We start from the raw sequence: 23,662 nt of genomic DNA on the forward strand, positions 1-23,662 counted from the left end.
GGCATTGGATCGGAACTCGGCCGGAACTCGGCGGGGACTTGTTCACCCCTGCTTCCACGGACGGAGGCTGTTGCCGAGGGCCCGTCGCGGGTGACGATCGGGGCAGGAGGCGAATCATGATCATCGACTGCGCTTACTACCGGGACGGACGCCGCCAGCACGTCGAGGCGATGTCAGTCGAGGAAGCTGCCGCCAGCTGCAAGGCCGGCGGGTTCGTCTGGCTCGGCATGTACGAGCCGGACGCCGACGAGCTCGCCCAGGTCAGAGAGAGCTTCGGCCTGCATGAGCTGGCCGTCGAGGACGCCCAGACGTTCCACCTGCGGCCCAAGGTCGAGCCGTACGAGGGCGACATCCGCCTCGTCATCCTCCGCACCGCCCGGTACGACGAGGACACCGAGGAGGTCGACTTCGGCGAGGTCAGCGTCTTCGTCGGGCCGGCGTTCGTGATCACCGTCCGTCAAGGTACGGCGAGCGATCTGCACGGCGCCCGGATCCGCCTCGAGCAGCGGCCTGAGCTGCTGGAGTGCGGCACCAGCTCGGTGCTCTGGGCCATCGTCGACCAGATGGTCGACGGCTACGGACCAGTGGTCGCGGAGCTGGAGCGCGACATCGAGCAGGTCGAGCGAACCGTGTTCGCCGGCACGGTCGCGCCCACCGAGCGGATCTACTTCCTCCGCCGCGAGGTGACCGACTTCTACCGAGCCGTGCACCCACTAATGGCAGTGCTGGCGACTCTGGAGCGTGACGCTCGACAGACCTCGCTACTGCCGTACTTCCGCGACGTCCACGACCACCTGGTCCTGGTCAACGAGGAGGTGGCCGCCCAGCGCGACCTCCTTGCCACTGTGCTCGAGGCGAACATGGCGGTGATCGGTGTGGAGCAGACGAAGGTCAGCGTGCGGCAGAACGCGACCATCGAGCAGCTGACGATCCTGGCCACCGTCTTCCTGCCGCTGACGTTCGTCACCGGGTTCTTCGGCCAGAACTTCGCGTGGTTGGTCGACCACATCGGCGCCAAGTGGGACTTCCTGGCGCTCGGTGTCGGCGGACTGGTCGTTCCGTGCATCGCGCTGCTGATCTGGTTCCGCCGACAACGAGCAGCCCGACGACAAGCCGCCTGACGGGCCCACGGCCTGGTAGTACAGTCCAGGCCGTGGCGCGTGTGGATCCAGTAGATGCTCGGGAGATCGAGGGCCTTGTCGTTCGCTACGCGGAGCTGGTCGATGACGGCGACTTCGTCGGGGTCGGGGAGCTGCTGGGTGGTGCGACGTATCGCTGGAGTGCGGCGCCGCTTGTCGGGCAGGCGGAGATTGAGCGCTGGTTCCGTGACACGCTGATCGTCTACCCGGACGGCACACCCCGTACCCAGCACGTCACTACCAACATCACGGTCGAGCCAGGCGGCTCGCCAGACCAGGCGTCCGCCCGCTCGTACGTGACTGTCTTGCAAGCGGCGCCGGGTGAGGTCCCACATGTGATCGCCGCCGGGCGGTACCGCGACCGGTTCGAACGACAGGACGGTGTCTGGCGGTTCGTCGAGCGGGCGGTCGACATCCGTCTGGTTGGCGACCTCAGCAAGCACCTGCGCCTAGGACCAGCCGCCGAGGTGTAGGTCGGCTACTACTACGGGTTGACCGGTTGTGAGGGACTGGTTGGCGGCTATGCCTACCGCTACTGCTCTGACGCCGTCGTGGACGTTGGCGGCTCGGGCCAGCGGGTCGTTGGTCGGACCCACGAACAGGTCGGTATAGAGGAGGCGGTCGCCGCCGCCGTGGCCGCCTTCGCCCTTGGGGATTTCTACCTCGACCGCGGGGGCCCAGTGCTTCTGGAGGATCAACTGTTCGCCGTTGGTGCGGACGTCGCCGGGGATGACGCGGTCGGTCGGGTAGCTGGGGTCGATCTGGTCATCGACGACGGCGGCTCGCTCGACCACGTTCAGCTCGGCGCGGCCTTCGGTGCCGTTGACGGCGACTCGGTAGCCCTCCCAGGGGGAGTGGGCGTTGAGCGAGTAGCTGAGGCGGGCGCCGTTCGCGTACTCGGCGATCACGGACATGTTGTCCTCGATCGTGATGCCGGGCGCGAACACGTCCTGGTCGCGCAGGTACCCGTCGTACTTCTCGTTGTCGTAGTACAGCTGCCGGTTCGTCTCGTCGGTGCGCAGGTCGAGCAGCCACGGATCGTCGGCCGCGCCGTCGACCGAACCGCGCGCGGGTCGTTGCCCCAGGCCACGATCGGCAGCGTTGTCGGCGCCGTAGAACGCCAGGCCACCCGACGCGAAGACCCGTACGGGCGATGACGCGATCCACCAGTTGACCAGGTCGAAGTGGTGTGACGCCTTGTGGATCAGCAGGCCACCCGAGTTCTTCTTCTCGCGATGCCAGCGCCGGAAGTAGTCCGCGCCGTGCCGCGTGTCGAGCACCCACTGGAACTCGACACTGGTCACCTTCCCGATCGAGCCGTCCTGGATCAACTGCCGCAGCGCACTGTTCCGCGGCGAGTACCGGTAGTTGAAGGTGACGACCACGGACTTGCCGGACTCGTTCATCGCGTCGACGATCTGCCGCGTGCCCTCTGCGGTGATCGTCAGCGGCTTCTCGACGATCACGTCCGCGCCGGCGCGGAGCAACCGGGAGACAACCGCAGCGTGCGTGTAGTCCGGGGTCGTCACGACCACCCGGTCGACGGACTGCTCCTTGACCATCCGCTCCAGGTCGTCGGCGCCGTACTGCGGAAGCTCCGGCCCGCCGAGCTCCGTCACGCGTCGCTGATGGAAAGCCAGCCGCCCCGGGTTCGAGTCGAGCAACGCGACCAGTTCGGCCTCTGACGGGTGCTCCTCGAGGATCGCGCGGACGTACGACTGCGCCCGCGAACCGGTCCCGGCGACTGCATAGCGTCTGGGCACGGCAGGTCTCCTTCTACTCGTGTAGATCTACTCGTGTAGATATGACGCTAGCAATCGCTTTCCAATGCGGTCAACCGTCGTACCATCGCTGCATGCCGAAGGATCCGGTCACCCGTAACGACGTGGCGGAATACGCCGGGGTCAGCGCCGCGGTCGTCAGTTACGTCGTCAACGCGGGCCCACGCGCGGTCGCGCCGGAGACGCGCGACCGGGTGCTCGAGGCGATCCGCGCGCTCGGCTACCGACCGAACGCGACGGCTCGGGCGCTGAGGACGGGTACGACGCGGACCCTCGGCCTGATCACGCCCGACGGTGGCAATCCTCTCTTCGCAGAGCTGGCGAAGGCGATCGACAAGGCGGCGGCCGAGCGTGGGTACGTCGTCCTTCAGACCAGCGCGGACGGCGATCCGGAGACCGAGCGGGCAAAGGTCGCGGAGCTGCTGGCGCGACGGGTGAGCGGCCTTCTGCTGGTCGCACCAAGCCTGCCGCCCGACCTGGGTGAGCCCCAGGGCACGGCGGAGGGGGTGGTGCCGGTGGTGGCGATCAATCGGGAGGTGGGTGGGGTCAGTTCGGTGCGGCCGGCTTATCGGGAGGGGGCTCGGAGTGGGGTTGAGCACCTGATGGGACATGGGCATCGGCGGATTGGGCTGATTGTTGGTGGGCCCGAAGGGTCCGAGCGGGAGTTGGGTTATCGCGACGCCTTGCAGAGCAGAGGTCTGGTGGGAGGGCCGATCGTCCGGGCGGCGTTCAGTCGCGAGGGTGGTTTCGATGCGATGCGACAGCTGCTCGCGGCGACACCCAGGCCGGCCGCGGTGTTCGCCAGCTCGGATCTGCAGGCGGTCGGTGCGCTGAAGGCGATCCATGAAGCGGGCCTACGGATACCTGAGGACGTCGCACTCGTGGCCTTCGACGGCACCGCGGAGACGGAATTCAGCTGGCCGCCCATGACTGTGGTGCGACAACCGTTGGAGCGCATGGCTGGAGAGGCGGTCAGACGGTTGGTCGAGGGGGAGAGCAAGACCTCGGCGATCACCTTCCCCACTGAGCTCATCAAGAGAAGGTCCTGCGGCTGCCCTTAGAGCGTCCCGATGTCCTCGAAGATCAACGCGGTCCGCGTGCCCAGCACCTCCGGGATCGCCTGCAGCTTCTCCAGCACCACCCGGCGCAGACCTTCGTTGTCCGCCGCGCGGACCAGCAGGATCGCGTCGAAATCCCCGCCGACCAGCGCCATGTGCTTGATCTCCGGAATCGTCTGCAGTTGCTTCCGCAGCGTCCGCCACGAGCTCTGCCGCAGACTGAGCGTGACGTACGCGGACGTCGCGAGCCCGAGCTTGAGCGGATCGACCGTCACCGTGAAGCCGGTGATCACCCCGGTGTCGGTGAGTCGCTCGACCCGCGCATAAGCGTTGGCTCGCGAGATGTGCACAGCATCCGCAAGCGCCCGGATCGACAGCCGGCCGTCCCGTCCGAGCGCCTCGATGATCTGCCGGTCGACCTCGTCCAGGGCCGGCGCCACGACAATCTGTCCAGGACCCGCCCGGTGGACCATCACCTCGTCAGACACTCTGCGCCCCAAACTCCCCCGAATCGACCAAACGTCTCACGATTGTTCCAGCTATGGATCCAGTTGGCCATAAAGACGACGATTAGGCCACACTCCGTCTCCCTGTGCTGGAGGGTCCATGACCACCGTCGAGGAGCAGTTGCTCCCCTCCGCAGAGCCCGTCCGGTTGATCGACCAGGACGGCGTACTGCACGCCAATCCGTCGTACGAGCTGCCCACCAAGGACGCTCTGCTCGACGGCTACGCACAGTTGATCAAGGGCCGGCGGTTCAACGACCAGGCCAGCGCCCTGGTCCGGCAGGGCCGGCTCGCGGTCTACCCGTCGTCGCACGGCCAGGAGGCCTGCCAGGTCGCGGCCACGATGGTGCTGAAGGACGGCGACTGGCTGTTCCCGACGTACCGCGACTCGGTCTCGATCGTCAGCCGCGGCGTCGACCCGATCGAGACGCTGACGCTGCTCCGCGGCGACTGGCACTCCGGCTACGACCCGTACGAGCGCAACGTCGCGCCGCAGTCCACCCCGCTCGCGACCCAGCTCCCGCACGCGGTCGGCGTCGCGCACGCGGCCCGGCTGAAGGGCGAGGACACAGTCGTGATGGCGCTCGTCGGCGACGGCGGGACCAGCGAGGGCGACTTCCACGAGGCGCTGAACTTCGCCGCGGTCTTCCACGCGCCGGTCGTCTTCTTCGTGCAGAACAACGAGTACGCGATCTCGGTCCCGCTCGCGCGACAGAGCGCCGCGCCGTCGCTGGCCCACAAGGGCATCGGGTACGGCGTCCCCGGCGAGCGGGCCGATGGCAACGATCTCGCCGGGCTGCTCTCGATCCTCCAGCAGGCCGTCGACCGGGCCCGGAACGGCGAGGGCCCGCAGCTGGTCGAGGCGCACACGTACCGCGTGCAGGCGCACACCAACGCCGACGACGCGACGCGCTACCGCCAGGACGACGAGGTCACGCCGTGGCTGGACCGCGACCCGATCAAGCGGCTGACGACGTACCTCGAGACGCAAGGTTGGCTGTCCGACGAGGTGAAGGAACGCGCTGAGGCACAAGCAGTGCAGGTGGCGGAGGCGTTGCGGGAAGGGCTGATGCCGGAGCCGGTGGTCGATCCGGCGGACCTCTTCCAGCACCTGTACGCCGAGCAGACGCAACAGCTTCGCGAGCAGGCCGAGTACCTGCGCGACGAGCTGGCCCGAGAGGAGGCCTGACCCATGACGCACGTGAAGATCTCGATGGCGCAGGCGCTCAACCAGGCGTTACGGGACGCGATGAAGGCCGACGACTCGGTGCTGATGTTCGGTGAGGACGTCGGCCCGCTCGGCGGCGTCTTCCGGATCACCGACGGGCTGACCGCGGAGTTCGGCGAGAGCCGGTGCTTCGACACGCCGCTGGCCGAGGCCGGGATCGTCGGGATGGCGGTCGGGCTCGCGATGAACGGGATGCGGCCGGTGGTCGAAATGCAGTTCGACGCGTTCGGGTACCCGGCGTTCGAGCAGATCGTCTCGCACGTCGCGAAGATGCGGAACCGGACCCGTGGACGGGTGTCGCTGCCGATGGTCATCCGGATCCCGTACGGCGGCGGGATCGGCGGGGTCGAGCACCACAGCGACTCGTCGGAGAGCTACTTCGCGCACACGCCGGGGCTGACCGTGGTCACGCCGGCGACGGTCGCGGACGCCTACTCTTTGTTGCGCAGGGCAATTGAATTCCCGGATCCGGTCGTGTTCATGGAGCCGAAGAAGCTCTACTGGGCGAAGGAGGAGGTCGACCTCACCGAGTCGCAGCCCGGGATCGGGACCGCGGTGGTACGGCGTGAGGGGGCGGACGCGACGTTGATCGCGTACGGGCCCGCGGTGCCGGTTGCGTTGGAGGCTGCTGAGGTTGCGGCGGCCGAGGGGCGGCAGTTGTCGGTGATCGACGTACGGTCGCTGGTGCCGTTCGACGACGAGACGGTGTGTGCGGCGGTTCGGCGTACCGGGCGGGCGGTCGTGGTTGCGGAGGCGTCCGGGTTTGCGAGTGTTTCGTCGGAGGTCGTGGCGCGGGTGACGGAGAAGTGCTTCCACTCGCTGGCGGCTCCGATCCGGCGGGTGACGGCGTTCGACATTCCGTTCCCGCCGCCGAAGCTGGAGAAGTACCAGTTGCCGAGTGTGGACCGGATCCTTGACGCTGTTGACGATCTGCAGTGGGAGGACTCGTGAACACGTTCCTGCTTCCTGATCTCGGTGAGGGGCTGACCGAGGCGGAGATCGTGCGCTGGCTGGTCAAGGTCGGTGATGTGATCACGGTCGACACGCCGATTGCCGAGGTCGAGACGGCGAAGTCGATCGTCGAGCTGCCGTCGCCGTATGCGGGGATCGTCGAGGAGCTGCATGGCGAGGTCGGTACTACGGTGCCGGTGGGGAAGCCGTTGATCACCGTGGGGGACGGCGCGGCTTCTGCTTATCGCGAGGAAGAGCAGGCTGGGTCGGGGAATGTGCTGGTTGGCTACGGCACTGATACGAGCACGACCACCGCACGCCGACGAAAGCCCCGCACAGCAGCACGATCCGCAGACCCAGACACTGTTGCTGAAAAGCAGATGGCGACGCCAGCCCGTTCCACTGTTCCGGTGGGTGTTGGGCGGGTGGTGGCGCCGGCCGATTCCGCTGCTGCGAGGAGTGCGGCGGTGAGTGCCAGGCGGGTGGCGCCGGCAGATTCGTCTGCGGCGGTGGGCGCCGGGACGGCTTCCGTCGGGTCGGGTCGGGAGCGGCAGGCGGCGGGTCCCCGGGTTCCGTTGGTGGTTGCGCCGTTGGTTCGGCGGTTGGCTCGGGATGCGGAGGTTGATCTGACGGCGCTTGCCGGGTCTGGTGAGGGCGGCTTGATCGTTCGGCGGGATGTCGAGCAAGCGATCGCGGCGCGGTACGACAAGCCGGCCGCGACGTCCAGGGTCGGATTGCCGGAGTTGCGGCGGACGCCGATGAGTGGGTTCCGGAAGGCGGTCGTCGCGACGCTGAGCCGGAGCCGGGCGGAGATTCCGGAGGCGACCACCTGGGTGGACGTCGATGCGACCGCGTTGATGGAGCTCAGGGCATCGACCGACGTCGGTCTGCTGGCGTTGATGGCGCGGTTCGTCGTCGCTGGTCTGCTGAAGTATCCAGAGCTCAACGGGTACGTCGACACCGAGCGCGAAGAACTGGTCCAGTACGACGGCGTCAACCTCGGCCTCGCAGCGCAGACCGATCGCGGCCTCGTCGTACCGGCGGTGGCCAACGCTCACCAACTCACCACCCGAGCCCTCGACGCCGAGATCCGCAGGCTGACCGACCAAGCGCGGACAGGTCGGCTGACTCAGGAGGAGTTGACCAGCGGGACCTTCACGCTGAACAACTACGGCAGCTTCGGGGTCGACGGCAGCGCGGCGATCATCAACCACCCGCAGGTCGCGATCCTCGGCGTCGGCCGGATCATCGACCGCCCGTGGGTGCTGAACGGCGAGCTGGCGATCCGCAAGCTCACCCAGCTGTCGCTCGTCTTCGACCACCGGGTCTGCGACGGCGGCACTGCGGCAGCCTTCCTCCGCTTCGTCGCCGACGCCTTCGAAAACCCCGCCTCGGCCTTCGCGGACCTCTAAGGATCTTAGAGAGTCAGTTCGCGAGGCCGCAGCCCGATCAGGATCACGCGCAGACCGGAGGAGAACCGCGCCTTCGGTCCCGCGATGCTCTTCTCGCTCAAGTACGCCGTGAGCTGCTCCGCGTCGACACCCAGCCTGTCCGCGGAGCGCGAAGCCCACTGGAGGTCGGTCAGTCCACTCCGGCGGACCATCGACAGCCAAGCGGAGTCGGTGACCGCGGAGCCGATCAGATAGCGGAACAGCGCAGTGACGGCGGAGTCCAGGTATTTGCCGCGAAAGTCCGCGGTCCGCAGGATCGCCTGGAGGCGCTCGGTCAGCGCCTGGTAGTTCGGCCCGAGGCCGGCATGCGAGGCGAGCAGTTGCGACGCCCAAGGGTGTTCCCACAGGACGTGGTACGCCGCCTCGAGCACGACGGTGGCCTGTTCGCGCCAGTCACCACGCTCCGGCGGCGGCACGAGCGCGGCGGCGAGGATGTCGTCGACGACGAGCTCGAGCAGGTCGTTCTTGTTCGCGACCCGCCAGTACAGCGCCGAGGTCGCCGCGGTGCCGAGCTCCGCGGCCATCATCCGCATCGAGAACACGTCCAGACCTTCGCGGTGCAGCACCCGAACGGCCGCCGCGACCAGATCCTCCCTGGTCAGCTCGGCCTTCGTCGGCCGCGCGTCGTCGCGCAGCCACACCGATCCGAGCACCGTCCGCTGGTCAGCTTCTCGCACTGAAACAGTGTCCCAGACACGAGAACACTGTTTCAGTGCGGCCCCCGGCACGAGTGGCCGATCCCCGTGGACCGGCCACTCGTGAACCTCAGCTGTTGATCTGCGTCGTCAGCGCCGAGTAGTACGAAGCGACCTCGGCGTAGACGCCCGGGTTGCCGGCGTCGGCGCAGCCGATCCCCCAGGACACGACGCCGAAGAGCCGGCCGTTGAGCACGAGCGGCCCGCCGGAGTCGCCCTGGCAGGAGTCCTTGCCGCCGTTCTTGTAGCCGGCGCAGATCTCGCCGTTGGCGACGTACCCGTCGCTCGCGTAGACCTGGCCGCAGTACGCGTCACCGAGCACCGGCACGAGCACCTTCTGGAAGCGGTCCTCCGGGCCGGTGCCCTCGGTGGTGCCCCAGCCGTAGACGGTCGACTGCGCGCCGACGGCGTCCGCGGAGCGGCTCGACTCCAGCGGCAGCGTGGCGACCCCGGTGAACGGGGTGGACAGGGTCATCACCGCGACGTCGTGACCGCCGACTCGGCCGTACTGCGGGTCCTTCCAGATCTTGGCGATCTTCGACGTCTTCCCGCCGGTACCGCGCAGGTCGTCGCGGCCCTGGACCGCGGTGTACGTGCTGATCGACTGGGTGACGCAGTGCGCCGCGGTGACGATCTTGTTCGCCTTCACCAGCGTCGCGCCGCAGTACTGGCCGTACGGGTCCGACGAGCGGCTGTTGTTCAGGGCGATCGCCCACGGCGCCTGCGCGGTACTCGCGAGCGAGCCGCCGACGATGTTGGCGACCGGTGGTGTCCGGGCCTCGGCGGTCCCGACCGCGCCGAGGGTCGTGGTCGCCAGCAGGGCGGCGGCGAACACGATCCGGGCAGCGTTGAGCTTTCCTGTCATGCCTCACACTCCAGGTGTCGGTGGGTCGCCAGGGCGGTGCGACCCCCATGACTGAGAAGAGTCGTACAGCCACATGGAGTGATGCAAGCGATTGACAGGGCACATCGGTGACGGGTCATCCCTGTGTCACGCGACCAAAGTCGGACCGCGCGGTGCCAACGGACGACGACACCGCGCGATCCCCACGAAAACCTGATCGTATGAACATTCCGGCGATCAATCGTGCACAGTTTCTGGGTCTCGTAGCGGCAGCAAGCGTTGCCGGTACGACGACAGCCGCAGCGACTCCCGCTCGCAAGCTCGAGCTCCGGGGCACCGCCTACGACACCGGCACCGGGTACCTCGGGGACGACAGCCGCGCGCTCTGGCGGACCAGCATCATGCGCGGCGAGATCCACGCCATCCGCCACCGGCTGCACGCGAACTGGGTCAGCATCTACGGCAGCGACGTACACCGGCTGATCGACACCGCGACCGCGGCGCTCGAAGAGGGACTGACGGTGTCGATCCAGCCGCGGTCGTTCGACGAGCCGCAGGCGGACGAGCAGGAGTTGCTGCGGAAGGTGGCGGTCGAGGCCGAGCGGTTGCGGCGCCGGTACGACCGGGAGGTCATCCTCGCGATCGGGTGCGAGTTCATGCTGTTCACGCCGGGGATCGTGCCCGGTGCGACGTTCGACGAGCGGGTCGCGTACCTGACCAAGGGCGGCTTCGACATGACCGAGCTGCAGCGGAAGTTCCGCGCGTTCACGGCCCGGATGGTGAAGGTTGCCCGGAGCAACTTCAAGGGCCGGATCACGTACGGCGCCGCGTCGGACCTCGAGCAGGTGGACTGGTCGCTCTTCGACATCGTCGGGCTGGACTACTACTCGTACCACCGGAACCGCGCCGACCACACCAAGGAGCTGGCGCCGTTCCGCCGCTGGCGCAAGCCGATCCTGATCCTGGAGTTCGGCTGCTGCACGTTCACCGGCGCGGCCGAACTGGGCGGCATGGGCTGGGACATCGTCGACTACAGCAGCGGTGTTCCGGTGATTCCACCGCAGTACACCCGGGACGAGCAGGAACAGGCCGACCACCTCGTCAACATGCTCGAAGTCTTCACCGCCGAGGGATTCCTGGGTGCGTCCAACTACACGTTCATCTCGCCGGATGCTCCGCACCGTCCGCACGACCGTCCGCACGACGAGGACATCGCCGCGTACAGCCTCTGCAAGGTCTTCCGGTACGACGACGCCGACCCGGCCTCGCGCTATCGCTGGCTGCCGAAGAAGTCCTTCGATGCGGTCAGCCGCTACTACCGAAACTGTGACAGCCTCGGCAGATGACCTCCGCACACCTCGGCGTCTACAGCGACTGGATCGACCACGCGGCCGCCCCCGCCGCCCGCTCCGGATCCCTCCCAGCTCCTGAAACGGTCCAACAGGCGGTGCAAGCCATGGTGGCGACAGCGGGTGCGGTCAACTATCCGGAAGATGTCCGGGTCGAGCGGCGCTGGACCGCGGACGGGCTGGCCGGCGAGGAGATCTCGTACGACGTCGGCTTCGGACCGCGGACGCATGCATATGTACTGAAGCCGGCCAATGCCGACGGGCCGCTGCCGGGCGTGGTGGCGATGCACGGGCACGACGGGTTCAAGTACTACGGCAAGGAGAAGATCGCCGACACTGACATCGAACCGGTCGAGGCCGTGCAGGCGGCGCGGGCCGAGCTGTACGAGGGGCGAGCCTTCGCCAACGACCTGGCGCGACGGGGGTACGTCGTCATCGTGCCGGACGTGTTCCTCTGGGGCAGCCGGCGCTTCGACCTCCCGGTGGGCGATGACGTCGCCGCCTACAACGCGGCCGCCGGACCTCACGAGCACGTGGTCGAGAAGTACTGCACGATGCTCGGCACGACGATGGCCGCCGTCGTCGCCCGCGAGGACCTGATCGCGCTCACCTACCTGCGCAACCGGGAGGACACCACGGATCAGTCCGCCAGCATCGGGCTGTCCGGCGGTGGTTGCCGATCAGCGTTGCTCAGGGCAACTAGCTCCGAGCTGACGGCAGCCGTGGTGGTCGGCATGATGGGCACCTACAACTCCCTGCTCGACAAGAACGTCGTGACCCACACGTGGATGCTCATGCCCCGCATGCTCCCGACCACCATCGATTGGCCGGACGTCGCCGCATGCCAGGCACCGGCCCCGCTGCTGGTGCAGTACGACCGCCAGGACGAGCTATTTCCCCTGGCCGGAGCGGAGGCCGCACATGAGCGCATTGCCGCCCACTATGCCGGCACCAACACCTACACCGGCCAGTTCTTCGACGGCCCTCACAAGTTCGACGGCGCAATGCAGGACGCCGCATTCTCCTGGCTGGACGACGTCATCGTTCAGTAGCACCAAAGTAGCGCCGGTTCGTCAGCGAAGGTCCGACTGCCGGAAGGTCCCGCGGTACGCCGTCGGTGTCGTTCCCAACCGTCGGCGGAACTGCGCCCGCAGCCCGGTCGCGTCGCCGAAGCCGCACGACCGGGCGATCTCGTCCACGCCTGCCTCGGTCGTCTCGAGCAGCTCGCACGCGCGGGCGATCCGCTGCCGGAGCAGCCATTGGTACGGACTGGTCCCGGTCAGCTCGGTGAAGCGGCGTACGTACTGACGTGAGCTCAGGTGACACCGGGCTGCCAGCTCGGCCACGGTGATCTGTTGGTCCAGCCGACCGGCCATCCACTCCGTCGACGCGGCGACCGCGCCGGTCCCGGTGGCGAGGGCCATGGTCTGCGGCAGGTACTGCGCCTGCCCGCCCTCGCGGTGGGCGGCGACGATCATCTGCCGCGCCAGTTCGTTGGCCGGCGCGGCACCGTACATCCGGCGGACCAGGTGCAGGCAGAGATCCATGCCGGCCGCGCTGCCGGCGGACGTCAGCACGTCACCGGCATCGATGTACAGCACCGCTGGATCGACCGTCACCAACGGATAGTCCCGGGCGAGGACCGGCGCGTGCCGCCAGTGCGTGGTCGCGGTCCTCCCGTCCAGCAAACCGGCCGCGGCGAGAACGAAGGCGCCGGTGCAGAGCGATGCGACCGTGACGCCCGCCGCGGCCGCCGAGCGGACCAGGTCCAGCATGCTCGCCGGCGGCTTCTCGACGGGATCGCGCCATCCGGCGACGATCAGCAGGTCACCCGGCGCGAGGTCGACGGCCGGCGAGACCGGGATCGACCAGCCGTGCTCGGTCCGGAGCGGACCGGGTTCGCCGCGCTGCATCACCAGGCGACAGCGGTCGCGCATCGCTGCCGTCCCGAACACCTCCGCCGGGATCGACAACTCGAAGGTCGGCGCCCGGTCGTAGGCGAGCACGGCGATCGTCTGCATGTCCGGAATCATACGGATCAGGACATTCCTGCCGCTCACGTCAACGCCGTACGGACGACGAGGATCATTCCCATGGCGTCCTTGGAACCCTGGCGCGGCCGCGGCCGGTACTACCTGAACACCGCTGCCTACGGCCTGCCGCCGCGCGGCGCGATCGAGGCGGCCGATGCGTGGATCCGCCAGTGGTCCGAGGGAAGTACGCCGTACCCGGACTGGCTGGCGGCGACCGATCGGACCCGCGCGCTCTTCGCCGACCTCGTGCACGTGCCGGCCGAGGCGGTGGCTACCGGCACCTCGGTGTCCCAGTTGGTCGGGCTGGTCGCGGCCTCGCTCCCGAGCGGCACACTCGTGATCGCAGACGAACAGGAGTTCGCCTCGCTGCTGCTGCCGTTCCTGGCCGCGGAGTCGCGGGGAGTGCGGGTGGAGCTGGTACCGCGGCACCGGCTCGCCGACGCGATCGCCGAGCGCGGCGATCTGGTCCTGTTCAGCCTGGTGAGCTCGGCCGACGGGACGCCGGCGAACTATCGCGAGATCCAAGCCGCCGCGGCGTCCCGATCTGCGTGGACCGTTGTCGACGCGGCCCAGGCGTGCGGGTGGCTCGAGCTGGACTACGGGCTGTTCGACCTGGTGGTCTGCCCGGCCTTCAAGTGGCTCGGCTCGCCGCGTGGGGTCGCCTTCCTCACGGTTCGTCCCGATCTACTGGACGCGCTACAGCCGATTGCGGCCGGTTGGTGGCCGGCCGGCCGCGGGTACGGCGGTCCGCTCGAGCTGGGCTCGACCGCGAAGCGGCTGGACGTCAGCCCGGTCTGGAACTCGTGGGTGGCCGCTGAAGCTGCCCTCGGCACGATCGGCCGGCTCGGCGTCCAGCGGATCGGGGACCACGTCCTCGCCCTTGCCAACCGCTTCCGCGCCGGTCGCGGGCTGCCGGTCGGTCCGACGCCGATCGTCGTGGTCGAGGGCGTCGAGGCACTCGCCCGGTTGACCGCGGCCGGTTTCGCCGTGACCCACGCCGCGGGCGGCGGCGCGCGGCTTTCCTTCGGCCCCTGCAACGACGACATCGACGTGGACAAAGCCTTGGAGGTACTCGGATGAGCGATTTCGTCAGCCGGCTCGGCTCGGTGTGTGCCGTGCTCGTCACCCCGATGGATGCCGAGGGCACCCTTGATCTCGATTCCCTGCACCGGTTGGTTGCGGCAACGGCCGCCTCCCGGGCGGGGACGATCACGCTGGGCGGCAGCGTGGGCGAGTTCCTCGCGCTGACCGCGCGTGAGCGGCGCGCGATGCTCGCCGTCGCCGTCGCCGCGGCTGGATCGACGCCGGTGATCACCGCGGTCGGCGGACCGGTCCGGTCCGCGATCGAGGATGCCGTGGACGCGGCCGAGAAGGGCGCCGCGGCGGTGATGGTCCACCAGCCCGCCAACCCGTTTGCTTCGGCGAGCGGCTGGCTGGCGTACCACCAGGAGCTGGCCGATGCGGTCGGTCCGATGCCGGTGGTCCTGTACCTTCGCGATCCCGCGATCGGTGCTTCCGTGCTGGCCGAGCTGCCGGCCAACGTGGTGGGTGTGAAGCATGCCGTGGCCGATCCCGCCGTACTGGCCGCGCTGACGACGGCGCTCGGGGAGCGGTTCGTCTGGCTATGCGGGCTGGCGGAGAAGTGGGCGCCGTTCGCCTGGCAGGCCGGTGCGACGGGGTTCACCTCGGGGCTGGCGCAGCTGGACGACACGATCCCGCAGCAGCTGCTGGATGCGCTCCGGGCCGGCGATCAGGCTGCGGTACGCCGTACCTGGGCGGCCGCCGCGCGCTTCGAGGATCTGCGGGCGCGCCGGGGCGGTGCGGCGAGTGTCGGAGTCCTGAAGACTGCGTTGGTCGCGGCCGGCTTGATCGAGACCGCGACGGTTCGGGCGCCGGTGGGAGGATTGACCCAGGGGGAACACGAACTGGTCGGTGCGTTGCTGGCCGACACCACATGGTCGCCGAGGGCAGGGAGCACGGGATGGCCCGCCGGTACGACAACCGGAAGCTCTACTACTGGCTGATGGGCAGTTGCCTGACGCTGATCGGGCTGGCCTGGTTCGTCGTCCGGCTGTTCTCGATCCCGGTCGCGATCGGGATGAGCGCGGTCGCCGCGGTGCTACCGCCGATCGCGGTGATCGTGGCGAACTGGGGTCACGACCGGCGCTGATCCGGGTCGCCCGGCGTCGGGTCCAGGTAGAGGTGCCGGATCGTCGGGTGGTCCCGCCGTACCTCGGCGTCGATCTTCTCGGCCAGTTGCTCGACCGCGGCGCCCGTGGTCTCCGAGTCGTCGAGATCGACGCTCGCGACGACGAGGACCTGGTCCGGCGCGAGCTGGAGGGAGAGCAGGTCGAGGACCTCGTCGATCCCGGGCGTGCCGGCGATGATCGCCCGGATCTCGCGCTGGGTGTCGTCGGGCAGGGCCCGCCCGATCAGCATCGCCTTGTTGTCGCGGCCGAGCGTGAACGCGACCACGATCAGCAGGACGCCGATGGCGATCGACGCGGCGCCGTCGAAGACGTGCTCGCCGGTGACGACCGCGAGCGTGACGCCGATCGCCGCGATCAGCAGGCCGATCAGCGCGGCGGTGTCCTCGAACGCGACGGTCTTGACCGCTGGTTCGGCGGTGCGCAGGTGCTGCCGGAGCGGTACGCCGTGCTCCCGGGCCTCGCGCCGGAGCTGGACGATCGCGCGCAGCCAGGAGGTGCCTTCGAACAGGAACGAGATGACGAGTACGCCGTACGTCACCGGCAGGGCCGTGATCGGCTGGGGGGCGAGGATCGAGCGGAGGCCCTCGGTGATCGAGAAGCCGGCGCCGAGGACGAGGATGCCGACCGCGGCGAGCATCGACCAGAAGTAGCGTTCCATCCCGTAGCCGAACGGGTGCCGGGCATCGGCCGGCTTCCGGCTGCGGTGCAGCGCGGTCAGCAGGAACGCCTGGTTCATCGTGTCGGCGACCGAGTGCGCGGCCTCGGCGAGCAGCGCGGTCGAGCCGGAGAGCAGGCCGGCGACGATCTTGGCGAGCGCGATCGCCAGATTCGCCCCGCCGGCGAGCAGGACTGTCGCATCGGATTCCTCGTCAGCCATCACTTCCGCGTGCCCGCGGGCCGCGTTCGTCAAACAGCCGGATGAAGGCGGCGGCGAGCGGGTCGGGCTGGCCGCGCGTGTACGCCGTGAGCGTGCGTCGCACCGGCGGTTCGAGGTGGAGGACGTGGCCGTCGAAGTCCTTCGGCAGGATGTTGTCCGGGACGAGCGCCGGACCGAGCCCGGCCGCTGCCAATGCGGGAGCGGCCGCGGTCTGCTCCGTGCGTACGGCGATCCTCGGCTCGAAACCGGCTTGTGCGCAGGCGCGATCGAGTACGTCGGCCAGTCCGTGACCGGGCGCGTAGTGAACCCAGGGACGGTCGGCCAGGTCCGTCAGCCGGACTGCTGCTCGCAGGGCCAATGGGTCGTCGTTCGCGACCACGACCACGAGCTCCTCGGTACCGAGGGTGTGGATCGGCCCGGTCCAGCCGGGCGGCGTCGGACCGACGGCGAGGTCCGCTTCACCGGCGTACATGGCCTCGATCAGCTCGTCGGTGTGGCGGTGCTCGTGCAGGCGGATGCCGACCTGAGGGTGTGTCTGTCGCCAACTTCTGAGTGCCTGGGGGAGTACGCCGAGGGTGATCGAGTAGAGGGTGGCGATCTGCAGTTCGCCGACCTCGAGCCCGGCTGCTTGGCGGGCCGCGCAGCGGGCTCGCTCGGCATCGGCGAGGGTGGCGCGGGCGTGCGGCAGCATCGCGCGACCGGTCGGGGTGAGGCGGATCGTGCGGGGAAGGCGCTCGAGGAGCGGGCCGCCGGCGGAGCGTTCGAGCGTGCGGATCTGGTGGGAGAGCGCCGGTTGGGTGACGTGCAGGAGCTCGGCGGCCTTCGTGAACGAGCCTTGGTCGACCACGGTCACGAGGTACTCGAGCTGCCGGAGCGTTGTCATGAACTCAGTTTATGGGTTCGGTGAAAACTATGCCTTGGTCTTATCTGTGCAGGTCAGCAAGGCTGTGAGCATGGACAAGGTCGCGTTGGTGGTCGGTGCTCGTGGGGTGATCGGCACCAATCTGGTGGAACATCTGGCCGGACTGCCGGATTGGAAGGTGATCGGGCTGTCGCGGCGCGGCGGAGCCGACGTACCCGGGCGGGTGCGGCAGGTCGCGGTCGATCTGCTTGATCCGGACGACACCCGCGCGAAGCTGTCGGGGCTGACCGAGGTGACGCACGTGTTCTACGTCGCCTACCAGGATCGGCCGACGTGGGCCGAGCTGGTCGCGCCGAATCTCGCGATGCTGGTCAACGTGGTCGAGGCGATCGAGCCGGTCGCGCGCGGGTTGCGGCATGTCAGCCTGATGCAGGGTTACAAGGTGTACGGCGCGCATCTCGGGCCGTTCAAGACGCCGGCGCGGGAGGACGACCCGCCGCACCTGCCGCCGGAGTTCAACGTCGATCAGCAGCGGTATCTCGAGGAACGGCAGCGGGGCAAGGCGTGGAGCTGGTCAGCGTTGCGACCGTCCGTCGTCGGTGGTGTTGCCCTGGGCAACCCGATGAACCTGGCGGTCGGGATCGCTGTGTATGCGTCGATCTCGCGCGAGCTCGGCGTACCGCTGCGGTTTCCGGGCAAGCCCGGTGCATACGACGCGTTGCTCGAGCTGACCGATGCCGGGTTGTTGGCGAAGGCAACGGTCTGGGCGGCGACCGCGCCGGCGGCGGCGAACCAGGCGTTCAACATCGCGAACGGTGACCTGTTCCGGTGGAGCGAGCTGTGGCCGCGGCTGGGGGCGTGGTTCGGGATGGAGGTCGCGCCGCCGTTGCAGATGTCGCTGGCGGACGTGATGGCGGACAAGGAACCGGTCTGGAAGGAGCTGCAGGTCAAGCACGGGCTGGCCGGCACGTCGTTCGCCGAGGTGTCGTCGTGGCCGTTCGCGGACTTCGTCTTCGGGTGGGACTACGACTTCTTCGCCGACTCGTCGAAGATCCGCCGAGCCGGCTTCCACGAGTACGTCGAGACCTCGGCCATGTTCACCGGCATCTTCGCCGACTTGCAGCAGCGGCGAATCATCCCTGAGTAAGCTCCCGGCTGTGACGGCGATCGGTGCAGGGAAGTTGCTCGGGGCGAATCTCAGGGCGGCGCGGGACGAGCAGGGGATCTCGCTGTCCGAGTTGGCCCGGCGGTCCGGGATCGCGAAGGGCACGCTGTCGCAGCTCGAGTCCGGGACGGGCAACCCGACGATCGAGACGGTGTTCAGTCTGTCGAACGCTCTCGGCGTACCGGTGTCCGCGCTGCTGACCGAGTCGACGGGGTCCGACGTGGTGCTGGTGCGGTCGGCGGACGTCGAGGTACTGCCCGGTGACGCAATCGACCTGCGGCTGCTGCGGCGGCTGGAGCACCCGGGCGGGCTGTTCGAGATCTACAACCAGGAGTTCCGGCCGGACGCCGCCCAGCACTCCGAGGGGCATCCGGGGACCGAGCACCACATCGTGCTGTCCGGGCGGTTGCGGGTGACGACGCGGAACCGGGTCGAGGAGCTCGGACCGGGAGACTACCTGGCGTTTCGGGCCGCGGCGCCACACGGCTACGAGGCAGTGGACGGGCCGGTGCGGTCGGTGCTGCTGCTGGAGTACCCGCCGGATCTGTACCCGGCCCCGCCCGGTCCGCACTGAGGTCATTGACCGCTGGGGTGTGGCGCGCGTACCGTTCATTTTAGTGAACGGTCTTCCCTGAGGAGCGCTATGGCCCGGTCGGCGACACCCGATGTGGTGGTCGTGGGTGCCGGTGTTGTCGGTGCCGCGTGTGCCGAGGCGCTGTCCGCCGCGGGCGTCCGGGTCCTGGTGATCGACCGCGCCGGACCGGCCGCGGGTACGACAGCAGCGGGGGAAGGCAACGTGCTCGTCTCGGACAAGGAGCCGGGACCGGAGCTCGACCTGGCGATGGCGTCGCGCGCGGAGTGGGACGTCGTCCGCGGTCGGTTGTCTGCGGCGGTCGCGGACATCGAGTGGGAGGCCAAGGGCGGTGTGGTGGTCGCGACCGGCGATCCGGAGCCGCTGCAAGAGTTCGCGGGGAAGCAGCGGGCAGCTGGAGTGAACGCCCGGGTGATTGCTCCGGCTGAGGTCTTCGAGTTGGAACCGTTGATCACGCCGAGGGTGACGGTCGGGGTGCATTATCCGGATGACGCGCAGGTTCAACCGGTGCTGGCGGCAACGGCTTTGCTGGCCGCGGCACGGGCGCGCGGCGGCGAGGTGCTGTCGGGAGTGACTGCGCTGGGGGTGCGGCAGTCGCGTGGGCGAGTGGTCGGGGTGGAGACGTCGGACGGCGACATCGCGTGTGGCGCCGTACTCAATGCCTGTGGGCCCTGGGCCGGGGCGTTTGCTGCTTCGGCGGGTGCGGCGATCGAGATTCTGCCGCGGCGCGGGATGATTCTGGTGACGGCGCCGCTGCCGTCGGAGACCGTGCGGCACAAGGTCTATGACGCTGACTATGTCGGTGCCGTCGGGAGCGGGGACGCCGAACTGCAGACGTCGACGGTGGTGGAGTCGACGCGGGGCGGCACAGTGCTGATCGGGTCGAGCCGGGAGCGGATCGGGTTCGACGAGACCATCCGGGTGCGGGTGCTGCGCGAGCTGGCCGCGAAGGCGTGGGGGTTGTTTCCGTTTCTGGGGGATGTGCCGGTGATGCGGGCGTACGGCGGGTTCCGGCCGTATGCGCCGGATCATCTGCCGGTGATCGGGCCGGATCCGCGGATGGCCGGGCTGTGGCATGCGACCGGGCATGAAGGTGCGGGGATCGGATTGGCGCCTGCCACCGGGCGGTTGATCACTGAGTTGTTCCTTGGTTTGGCGCCGCATGTGGATGCCACGCCCTTCCGGGTGGACCGGCCGGCGGTGATCGCCGCATGAGCGCGTTCCTGCGCCCGCGGCGGGGCGATCCAGCTGAGGTCGGTACGCCGCCTGCCGTTCGCGTCACCGTTGACGGTCATCCGATAACTGCTCACGCCGGACAAACTGTTGCCGCCGTACTCCTCGCTAACGGCCGCGATACTTGGCGAACCACCCGCGTGAAGAACCGCCCACGCGGCACCTTCTGCGGAATCGGTGCTTGCCACGACTGCCTGATCACGGTCAACGGATTGCCCGACGTACGCGCCTGCCAGCGGACGGTCGAGGCCGGCGACGCGATCGACACTCAGGCGGGCGCTGTCCTCCCGACACCCCCGACGCCGCAGACACCCCAGACACCCCAGACACCCCAGACACCCCAGACACCCGCAGGCTCGACGCCCCGGGACGCACCGTCATTTGAGTCCTGGGCGGGCGGGGCGCGGACCTCGGGTGGAGGGGATCGTCCTCGGCCGATGGTGTCAGATGTGGTGGTGGTTGGAGCGGGGCCCGCCGGCATCGCGGCGGCTCTGGCTGCTGCGGATGCCGGGGTTGAGGTGGTGTTGGTAGACAGCGGCCGGACGGTGGGTGGGCAGTTCAACCGACAGTTGCCGGTCGAGTTCGGGGCTCGGCGGCCCGAGCGGTTGCAGCATGGGTGGAAGTCGTTCGTGCAGCAGCGGGAGCGGCTGGCTGCGCATCCGCGGATCACGCATTCGCCTGAGACTTCAGTGTGGGCGATTGAGGGCTTGCGGCTCTGGGTGCAGCGCGGGCCGGCAGACGCGGCTGGTCGGGCGGTGTTTCCCATCGACGCGAAGGCGGTCGTGCTCGCGACGGGTGCCTACGATCGCGTGCTTCCCTTCCCTGGTTGGGATCTGCCAGGTGTCTACACGGCTGGAGCTGCCCAAGCTCTTGCCAAGGGTCAGCGAGTTGCCGTCGGCAAGCGTGTGCTCGTAGCAGGCACTGGACCGTTCTTGCTTCCCGTAGCGGAATCACTGATCGGGGTCGACGCTGAGGTAGTCGGCCTGCTGGAAGCCAACTCACTGGCGACCGTCAGGCGTGGTTGGTCCACCGATCCTTTTGTTGCTCGCAGCAAGCTTCGCGAGACCGCCGGGTACGCCGCTCTCCTCGCGCGTCATCGCATTCCGCTGAAGCACGGCTGGACCGTCATCGCTGCCCACGGCAACAACCACGTCGAGTCGGCAACGATCGCACGGCTGGACGCGGACTGGCACCCGATCCCCGGCACCGAACGCGAGCTCGAGGTCGACGCCATCTGCGTAGGCTTCGGCTTCACCCCCAACCTCGAGCTGGCCACCGCGACAGGCTGCGACCTCAGCGGTTCTGCTGTTGTTGTGGACCGCAACCAGCAGACCACCACTCCAGGCGTCTTCGCCGCCGGTGAACTTACCGGGATCGGCGGCGCTGAGCTTTCGTCCGCTGAGGGACAGGTCGCGGGCCTGGCGGCCGCTGGTCACGTACCAACCGACCGCCAGTTCGCGGCCGTGGAGCGGGGTCGGCGGTTTGCTGCGGCTCTGGCAGCTGCTTACCCGCTGCGGGACGGATGGATGAGCTGGAGCGATGCAAGCACGCTGGTCTGCCGGTGTGAGGAAGTGACGAAGGGCGATCTCGAGAGTGCGGTGGATGCGCGCGGGGTGACGGACGGGCGGGCGCTGCGGCTGACGACCCGGGTGGGTTTGGGGTTGTGCCAGGGGCGGGTCTGTTCGCGGAATGTTTGTGGGTTGCTGGGGACCGAAGATGCAGGGACAAGACGACCGATCGCCGTGCCGGTGCGGTTGCGGGATCTGGCTGAGGCGCAGGAGGACATGTGAGTGAGAAGTTGGAAGGCGTGATCGTTGCGACCGCGTTGCCGTACGCCGAGGACGCGTCGGCGCCGGCGGGGTTGCGGCCGGATCTGGACAAGTACGCCGAGCACTGCCGGTGGCTGGTGGACAACGGCTGCCGCGGTGTCGGGCCGAACGGCTCTCTCGGCGAGTACTCGAGCCTGACCGACGACGAGCGCCGGGCGGTCGCGAAGACCGCGATCGAGGCGGTCGGCGACGACGGCATCGTGGTCGTCGGCGTGCACGGCGTCGGCGCGCATCAGGCCCGCGCCTGGGCCGAGAAGGCCGCCGAGGACGGTGCCGACGGCGTACTCTGCCTGCCGCCGACCATGTATCGCGCCAACCGCGGCGAGGTCCTGAACCACTTCAGCGAGGTGGCGAAGGTCGGCCTCCCGGTGATGGTCTACAACAACCCGCTCGACACCAAGGTCGACCTGACCCCGGACCTGCTCGCCGAGATCGCCCAGCTGGAGAACGTGGTCGCGGTCAAGGAGTTCTCCGGCGACGTCCGCCGGATCCTGGAGATCCGCGAGCAGGCTCCCGATCTCGCGGTGATCGCCGGCGCCGACGACCTGACCCTGGAAGCGTTGCTGATGGGCGCGACTGGCTGGTTCGCCGGCTTCCCGAACGTGTTCCCGGCCGAGTCGGTGCGCTTGTTCGACCTTGCGGTGCAAGGCAAGCTGGAGGAGGCCCGGGCGCTGTACGAGCCGCTCGTCGCCGCGTTCCGGTGGGACTCGCGGCCCGAGTTCGTACAGGCGATCAAGTACGGCATGGACTACGTCGGCCGGTTCGGCGGCCCGTGCCGCCCGCCGCGCGGGCCGTTGGTTCCGGAGCACGTCGCACAGCTGGAGCAGGACATGAAGAAAGCCGTGGAGTCCCTCGGATGAGGTCGGTTAAGACGATCTCGGCCATCGACTCGCACACCGAGGGGATGCCGACCCGCGTCGTCACCGGCGGGGTCGGCGTCGTCCCCGGGGCGACGATGGCCGAGCGGCGCGAGTACTTCGTCAAGCACCTGGACGACCTCCGGCTGTTCCTGATGAACGAACCGCGCGGGCACCCGGCGATGAGCGGCGCGATCCTGCAGCCGCCGACCCGCTCCGACGCCGACTGGGGCGTGCTCTACATCGAAGTCTCCGGCCTGCTGCCGATGTGCGGCCACGGGACTATCGGCGTGGCCACGGTCCTGGTCGAGTCGGGAATGGTCGAGGTGACCGAGCCGGTCACGCAGGTTCGTCTGGATACGCCGGCCGGTCTGGTTGTCGTCGACGTTGCCGTTAGCAACGGTCGCGCGGAGCACGTGACGTTGACCAACGTCCCGTCGTACAGCCACGCGCTCGACGCGACGGTCGACGTACCAGGGCTCGGCCAGGTCACGTACGACCTGGCGTACGGCGGGAACTTCTACGCGATCCTGCCGCTCGACCAGCTCGGCCTTCCGTTCGACCGGGCCGAGAAGGACCGGATCCTCAAGGCCGGCCTGGACATCATGGACGCGATCAACGCGACCGATCGACCGGTGCACCCGCTCGACCCGGGGATCAACGGCTGCAAGCACGTCCAGTTCACCGCGCCGGGCCTCGACGGCGCGGACGCGCGCAACGCGATGGCGATCCACCCGGGCTGGTTCGACCGCTCACCCTGCGGCACCGGTACGTCGGCCCGGATGGCCCAGCTGCACGCTCGCGGCGAGCTCGCGCTGAACACCGACTTCGTGAACGAGTCCTTCATCGGCACCCGCTTCACCGGCCGGCTGATCGAGGAGACCACGGTCGGCGACCGGCCGGCCGTCGTACCGACGGTCACCGGCCGGGCCTGGATCACCGGGACGGCGAACTACCTGCTCGACCCCGACGACCCCTTCCCGGCCGGCTTCGTGCTCTAAC

The 23,662-nt window shown here is 68.8% G+C and carries 24 protein-coding genes and 1 pseudogene; 18 read left to right on the forward strand and 7 right to left on the reverse strand.

The features are described from left to right. The first annotated feature begins 116 nt into the window (after positions 1-116). Together AB0E69_RS01270 and AB0E69_RS01275 are read left to right on the forward strand one after the other, a co-directional pair. The gene (locus AB0E69_RS01270) at positions 117-1,121 is read left to right on the forward strand and encodes a magnesium and cobalt transport protein CorA (protein ID WP_360137610.1); all 1,005 of its coding nucleotides are present in this window, start codon (positions 117-119) and stop codon (positions 1,119-1,121) included. Between the two features lie 32 nt (positions 1,122-1,153). Then, positions 1,154-1,612: a nuclear transport factor 2 family protein gene (locus AB0E69_RS01275; RefSeq protein ID WP_360137613.1), complete on the forward strand. Its 459-nt coding sequence runs from the start codon at positions 1,154-1,156 to the stop codon at positions 1,610-1,612. Here the strand turns inward: AB0E69_RS01275 and AB0E69_RS01280 are convergent. Beyond that, on the reverse strand, positions 1,589-2,902 hold the full coding sequence (locus AB0E69_RS01280) for a Gfo/Idh/MocA family oxidoreductase (protein WP_360137616.1): 1,314 nt from the start codon (positions 2,900-2,902) through the stop codon (positions 1,589-1,591). The two genes, AB0E69_RS01275 and AB0E69_RS01280, sit on opposite strands and share 24 nt — an antisense overlap. A gap of 92 nt (positions 2,903-2,994) precedes the next feature. On the opposite strand from AB0E69_RS01280, the gene AB0E69_RS01285 reads away from it, so the two are divergent. Then, positions 2,995-3,981, forward strand: a complete 987-nt coding sequence (locus AB0E69_RS01285) for a LacI family DNA-binding transcriptional regulator (RefSeq protein ID WP_360137619.1) — start codon at positions 2,995-2,997, stop codon at positions 3,979-3,981. On the opposite strand, the gene AB0E69_RS01290 is transcribed toward AB0E69_RS01285, so the two are convergent. Beyond that, a complete protein-coding gene (locus AB0E69_RS01290) occupies positions 3,978-4,466 on the reverse strand; it encodes an Lrp/AsnC family transcriptional regulator (RefSeq protein ID WP_360137622.1) in 489 nt (162 codons plus the stop codon). The genes AB0E69_RS01285 and AB0E69_RS01290 overlap by 4 nt on opposite strands. Positions 4,467-4,584: 118 nt before the next feature. On the opposite strand from AB0E69_RS01290, the gene AB0E69_RS01295 reads away from it, so the two are divergent. The 3 genes from AB0E69_RS01295 to AB0E69_RS01305 are packed head-to-tail and all read left to right on the forward strand — an operon-like array spanning position 4,585 to position 8,075. Next, positions 4,585-5,673 (forward strand): thiamine pyrophosphate-dependent dehydrogenase E1 component subunit alpha, encoded by a 1,089-nt coding sequence (locus AB0E69_RS01295; protein WP_360137625.1) that lies wholly within the window; start codon positions 4,585-4,587, stop codon positions 5,671-5,673. A gap of 3 nt (positions 5,674-5,676) precedes the next feature. After that, positions 5,677-6,663, forward strand: a complete 987-nt coding sequence (locus AB0E69_RS01300) for an alpha-ketoacid dehydrogenase subunit beta (protein WP_360137628.1) — start codon at positions 5,677-5,679, stop codon at positions 6,661-6,663. Continuing rightward, complete coding sequence (locus tag AB0E69_RS01305; protein ID WP_360137631.1) at positions 6,660-8,075, forward strand: dihydrolipoamide acetyltransferase family protein; 1,416 nt, start codon at positions 6,660-6,662, stop codon at positions 8,073-8,075. The genes AB0E69_RS01300 and AB0E69_RS01305 overlap by 4 nt, the downstream gene beginning before the upstream one ends. Positions 8,076-8,080: 5 nt before the next feature. Here AB0E69_RS01305 and AB0E69_RS01310 read toward each other — a convergent pair whose 3' ends face one another. Both AB0E69_RS01310 and AB0E69_RS01315 read right to left on the reverse strand, forming a co-directional pair. Further along, positions 8,081-8,791 carry a TetR/AcrR family transcriptional regulator gene (locus AB0E69_RS01310; RefSeq protein WP_360137634.1) on the reverse strand — a complete coding sequence of 237 codons (711 nt, stop codon included), beginning with the start codon at positions 8,789-8,791 and terminating at the stop codon, positions 8,081-8,083. An 88-nt stretch (positions 8,792-8,879) separates the two neighbouring features. After that, positions 8,880-9,674: a serine protease gene (locus tag AB0E69_RS01315; protein ID WP_360137637.1), complete on the reverse strand. Its 795-nt coding sequence runs from the start codon at positions 9,672-9,674 to the stop codon at positions 8,880-8,882. 200 nt (positions 9,675-9,874) lie between these two features. On the opposite strand from AB0E69_RS01315, the gene AB0E69_RS01320 reads away from it, so the two are divergent. Next, on the forward strand, positions 9,875-10,999 hold the full coding sequence (locus tag AB0E69_RS01320) for a hypothetical protein (protein WP_360137640.1): 1,125 nt from the start codon (positions 9,875-9,877) through the stop codon (positions 10,997-10,999). Beyond that, positions 10,996-12,054: a hypothetical protein gene (locus tag AB0E69_RS01325; RefSeq protein WP_360137643.1), complete on the forward strand. Its 1,059-nt coding sequence runs from the start codon at positions 10,996-10,998 to the stop codon at positions 12,052-12,054. The genes AB0E69_RS01320 and AB0E69_RS01325 overlap by 4 nt, the downstream gene beginning before the upstream one ends. 21 nt (positions 12,055-12,075) lie before the next feature. On the opposite strand, the gene AB0E69_RS01330 is transcribed toward AB0E69_RS01325, so the two are convergent. Continuing rightward, positions 12,076-13,023: a helix-turn-helix domain-containing protein gene (locus AB0E69_RS01330; RefSeq protein WP_360137646.1), complete on the reverse strand. Its 948-nt coding sequence runs from the start codon at positions 13,021-13,023 to the stop codon at positions 12,076-12,078. Between the two features lie 72 nt (positions 13,024-13,095). On the opposite strand from AB0E69_RS01330, the gene AB0E69_RS01335 reads away from it, so the two are divergent. From AB0E69_RS01335 to AB0E69_RS01345, 3 genes are read left to right on the forward strand one after another with little or no spacing between them, the layout of a single operon-like run. Further along, positions 13,096-14,115 carry an aminotransferase class V-fold PLP-dependent enzyme gene (locus AB0E69_RS01335; RefSeq protein ID WP_360137649.1) on the forward strand — a complete coding sequence of 340 codons (1,020 nt, stop codon included), beginning with the start codon at positions 13,096-13,098 and terminating at the stop codon, positions 14,113-14,115. Beyond that, the gene (locus tag AB0E69_RS01340) at positions 14,112-15,059 is read left to right on the forward strand and encodes a dihydrodipicolinate synthase family protein (protein ID WP_360137652.1); all 948 of its coding nucleotides are present in this window, start codon (positions 14,112-14,114) and stop codon (positions 15,057-15,059) included. The genes AB0E69_RS01335 and AB0E69_RS01340 overlap by 4 nt, the downstream gene beginning before the upstream one ends. Continuing rightward, on the forward strand, positions 15,017-15,205 hold the full coding sequence (locus tag AB0E69_RS01345; protein ID WP_360137655.1) for a DUF3099 domain-containing protein: 189 nt from the start codon (positions 15,017-15,019) through the stop codon (positions 15,203-15,205). The genes AB0E69_RS01340 and AB0E69_RS01345 overlap by 43 nt, the downstream gene beginning before the upstream one ends. Here AB0E69_RS01345 and AB0E69_RS01350 read toward each other — a convergent pair. Continuing rightward, positions 15,190-16,122 (reverse strand): cation diffusion facilitator family transporter, encoded by a 933-nt coding sequence (locus AB0E69_RS01350; RefSeq protein ID WP_360137658.1) that lies wholly within the window; start codon positions 16,120-16,122, stop codon positions 15,190-15,192. The genes AB0E69_RS01345 and AB0E69_RS01350 overlap by 16 nt on opposite strands. Continuing rightward, positions 16,115-17,005 (reverse strand): LysR family transcriptional regulator, encoded by an 891-nt coding sequence (locus tag AB0E69_RS01355; protein WP_360137661.1) that lies wholly within the window; start codon positions 17,003-17,005, stop codon positions 16,115-16,117. Before AB0E69_RS01355 ends, AB0E69_RS01350 begins: the two co-directional genes overlap by 8 nt. 70 nt (positions 17,006-17,075) lie before the next feature. Here AB0E69_RS01355 and AB0E69_RS01360 point away from each other — a divergent pair, with 70 nt between their 5' ends. The 7 genes and pseudogenes from AB0E69_RS01360 to AB0E69_RS01390 all read left to right on the forward strand — a co-directional run bounded on the left by AB0E69_RS01360 (position 17,076) and on the right by AB0E69_RS01390 (position 23,661). Beyond that, complete coding sequence (locus AB0E69_RS01360; protein ID WP_360137664.1) at positions 17,076-18,131, forward strand: SDR family oxidoreductase; 1,056 nt, start codon at positions 17,076-17,078, stop codon at positions 18,129-18,131. Between the two features lie 10 nt (positions 18,132-18,141). Continuing rightward, a complete protein-coding gene (locus AB0E69_RS01365) occupies positions 18,142-18,723 on the forward strand; it encodes an XRE family transcriptional regulator (RefSeq protein ID WP_360137667.1) in 582 nt (193 codons plus the stop codon). Between the two features lie 69 nt (positions 18,724-18,792). Continuing rightward, positions 18,793-19,956, forward strand: a complete 1,164-nt coding sequence (locus AB0E69_RS01370) for an FAD-dependent oxidoreductase (protein WP_360137670.1) — start codon at positions 18,793-18,795, stop codon at positions 19,954-19,956. Further along, positions 19,953-20,237 (forward strand): annotated as a pseudogene (locus AB0E69_RS01375) ((2Fe-2S)-binding protein); the annotation flags it as partial. The gene AB0E69_RS01370 and the pseudogene AB0E69_RS01375, both read left to right, overlap by 4 nt. Positions 20,238-20,423: 186 nt before the next feature. Beyond that, positions 20,424-21,764 (forward strand): FAD-dependent oxidoreductase, encoded by a 1,341-nt coding sequence (locus AB0E69_RS01380; RefSeq protein ID WP_360140351.1) that lies wholly within the window; start codon positions 20,424-20,426, stop codon positions 21,762-21,764. Next, positions 21,761-22,663: a dihydrodipicolinate synthase family protein gene (locus AB0E69_RS01385; RefSeq protein ID WP_360137673.1), complete on the forward strand. Its 903-nt coding sequence runs from the start codon at positions 21,761-21,763 to the stop codon at positions 22,661-22,663. The genes AB0E69_RS01380 and AB0E69_RS01385 overlap by 4 nt, the downstream gene beginning before the upstream one ends. Beyond that, entirely contained in the window at positions 22,660-23,661 is a 1,002-nt protein-coding gene (locus AB0E69_RS01390) for a proline racemase family protein (RefSeq protein WP_360137676.1), read from the forward strand. The genes AB0E69_RS01385 and AB0E69_RS01390 overlap by 4 nt, the downstream gene beginning before the upstream one ends. Position 23,662 lies beyond the last annotated feature (1 nt).

Source organism: Kribbella sp. NPDC026611, assembly GCF_040638345.1.
Lineage (GTDB): Bacteria > Actinomycetota > Actinomycetes > Propionibacteriales > Kribbellaceae > Kribbella.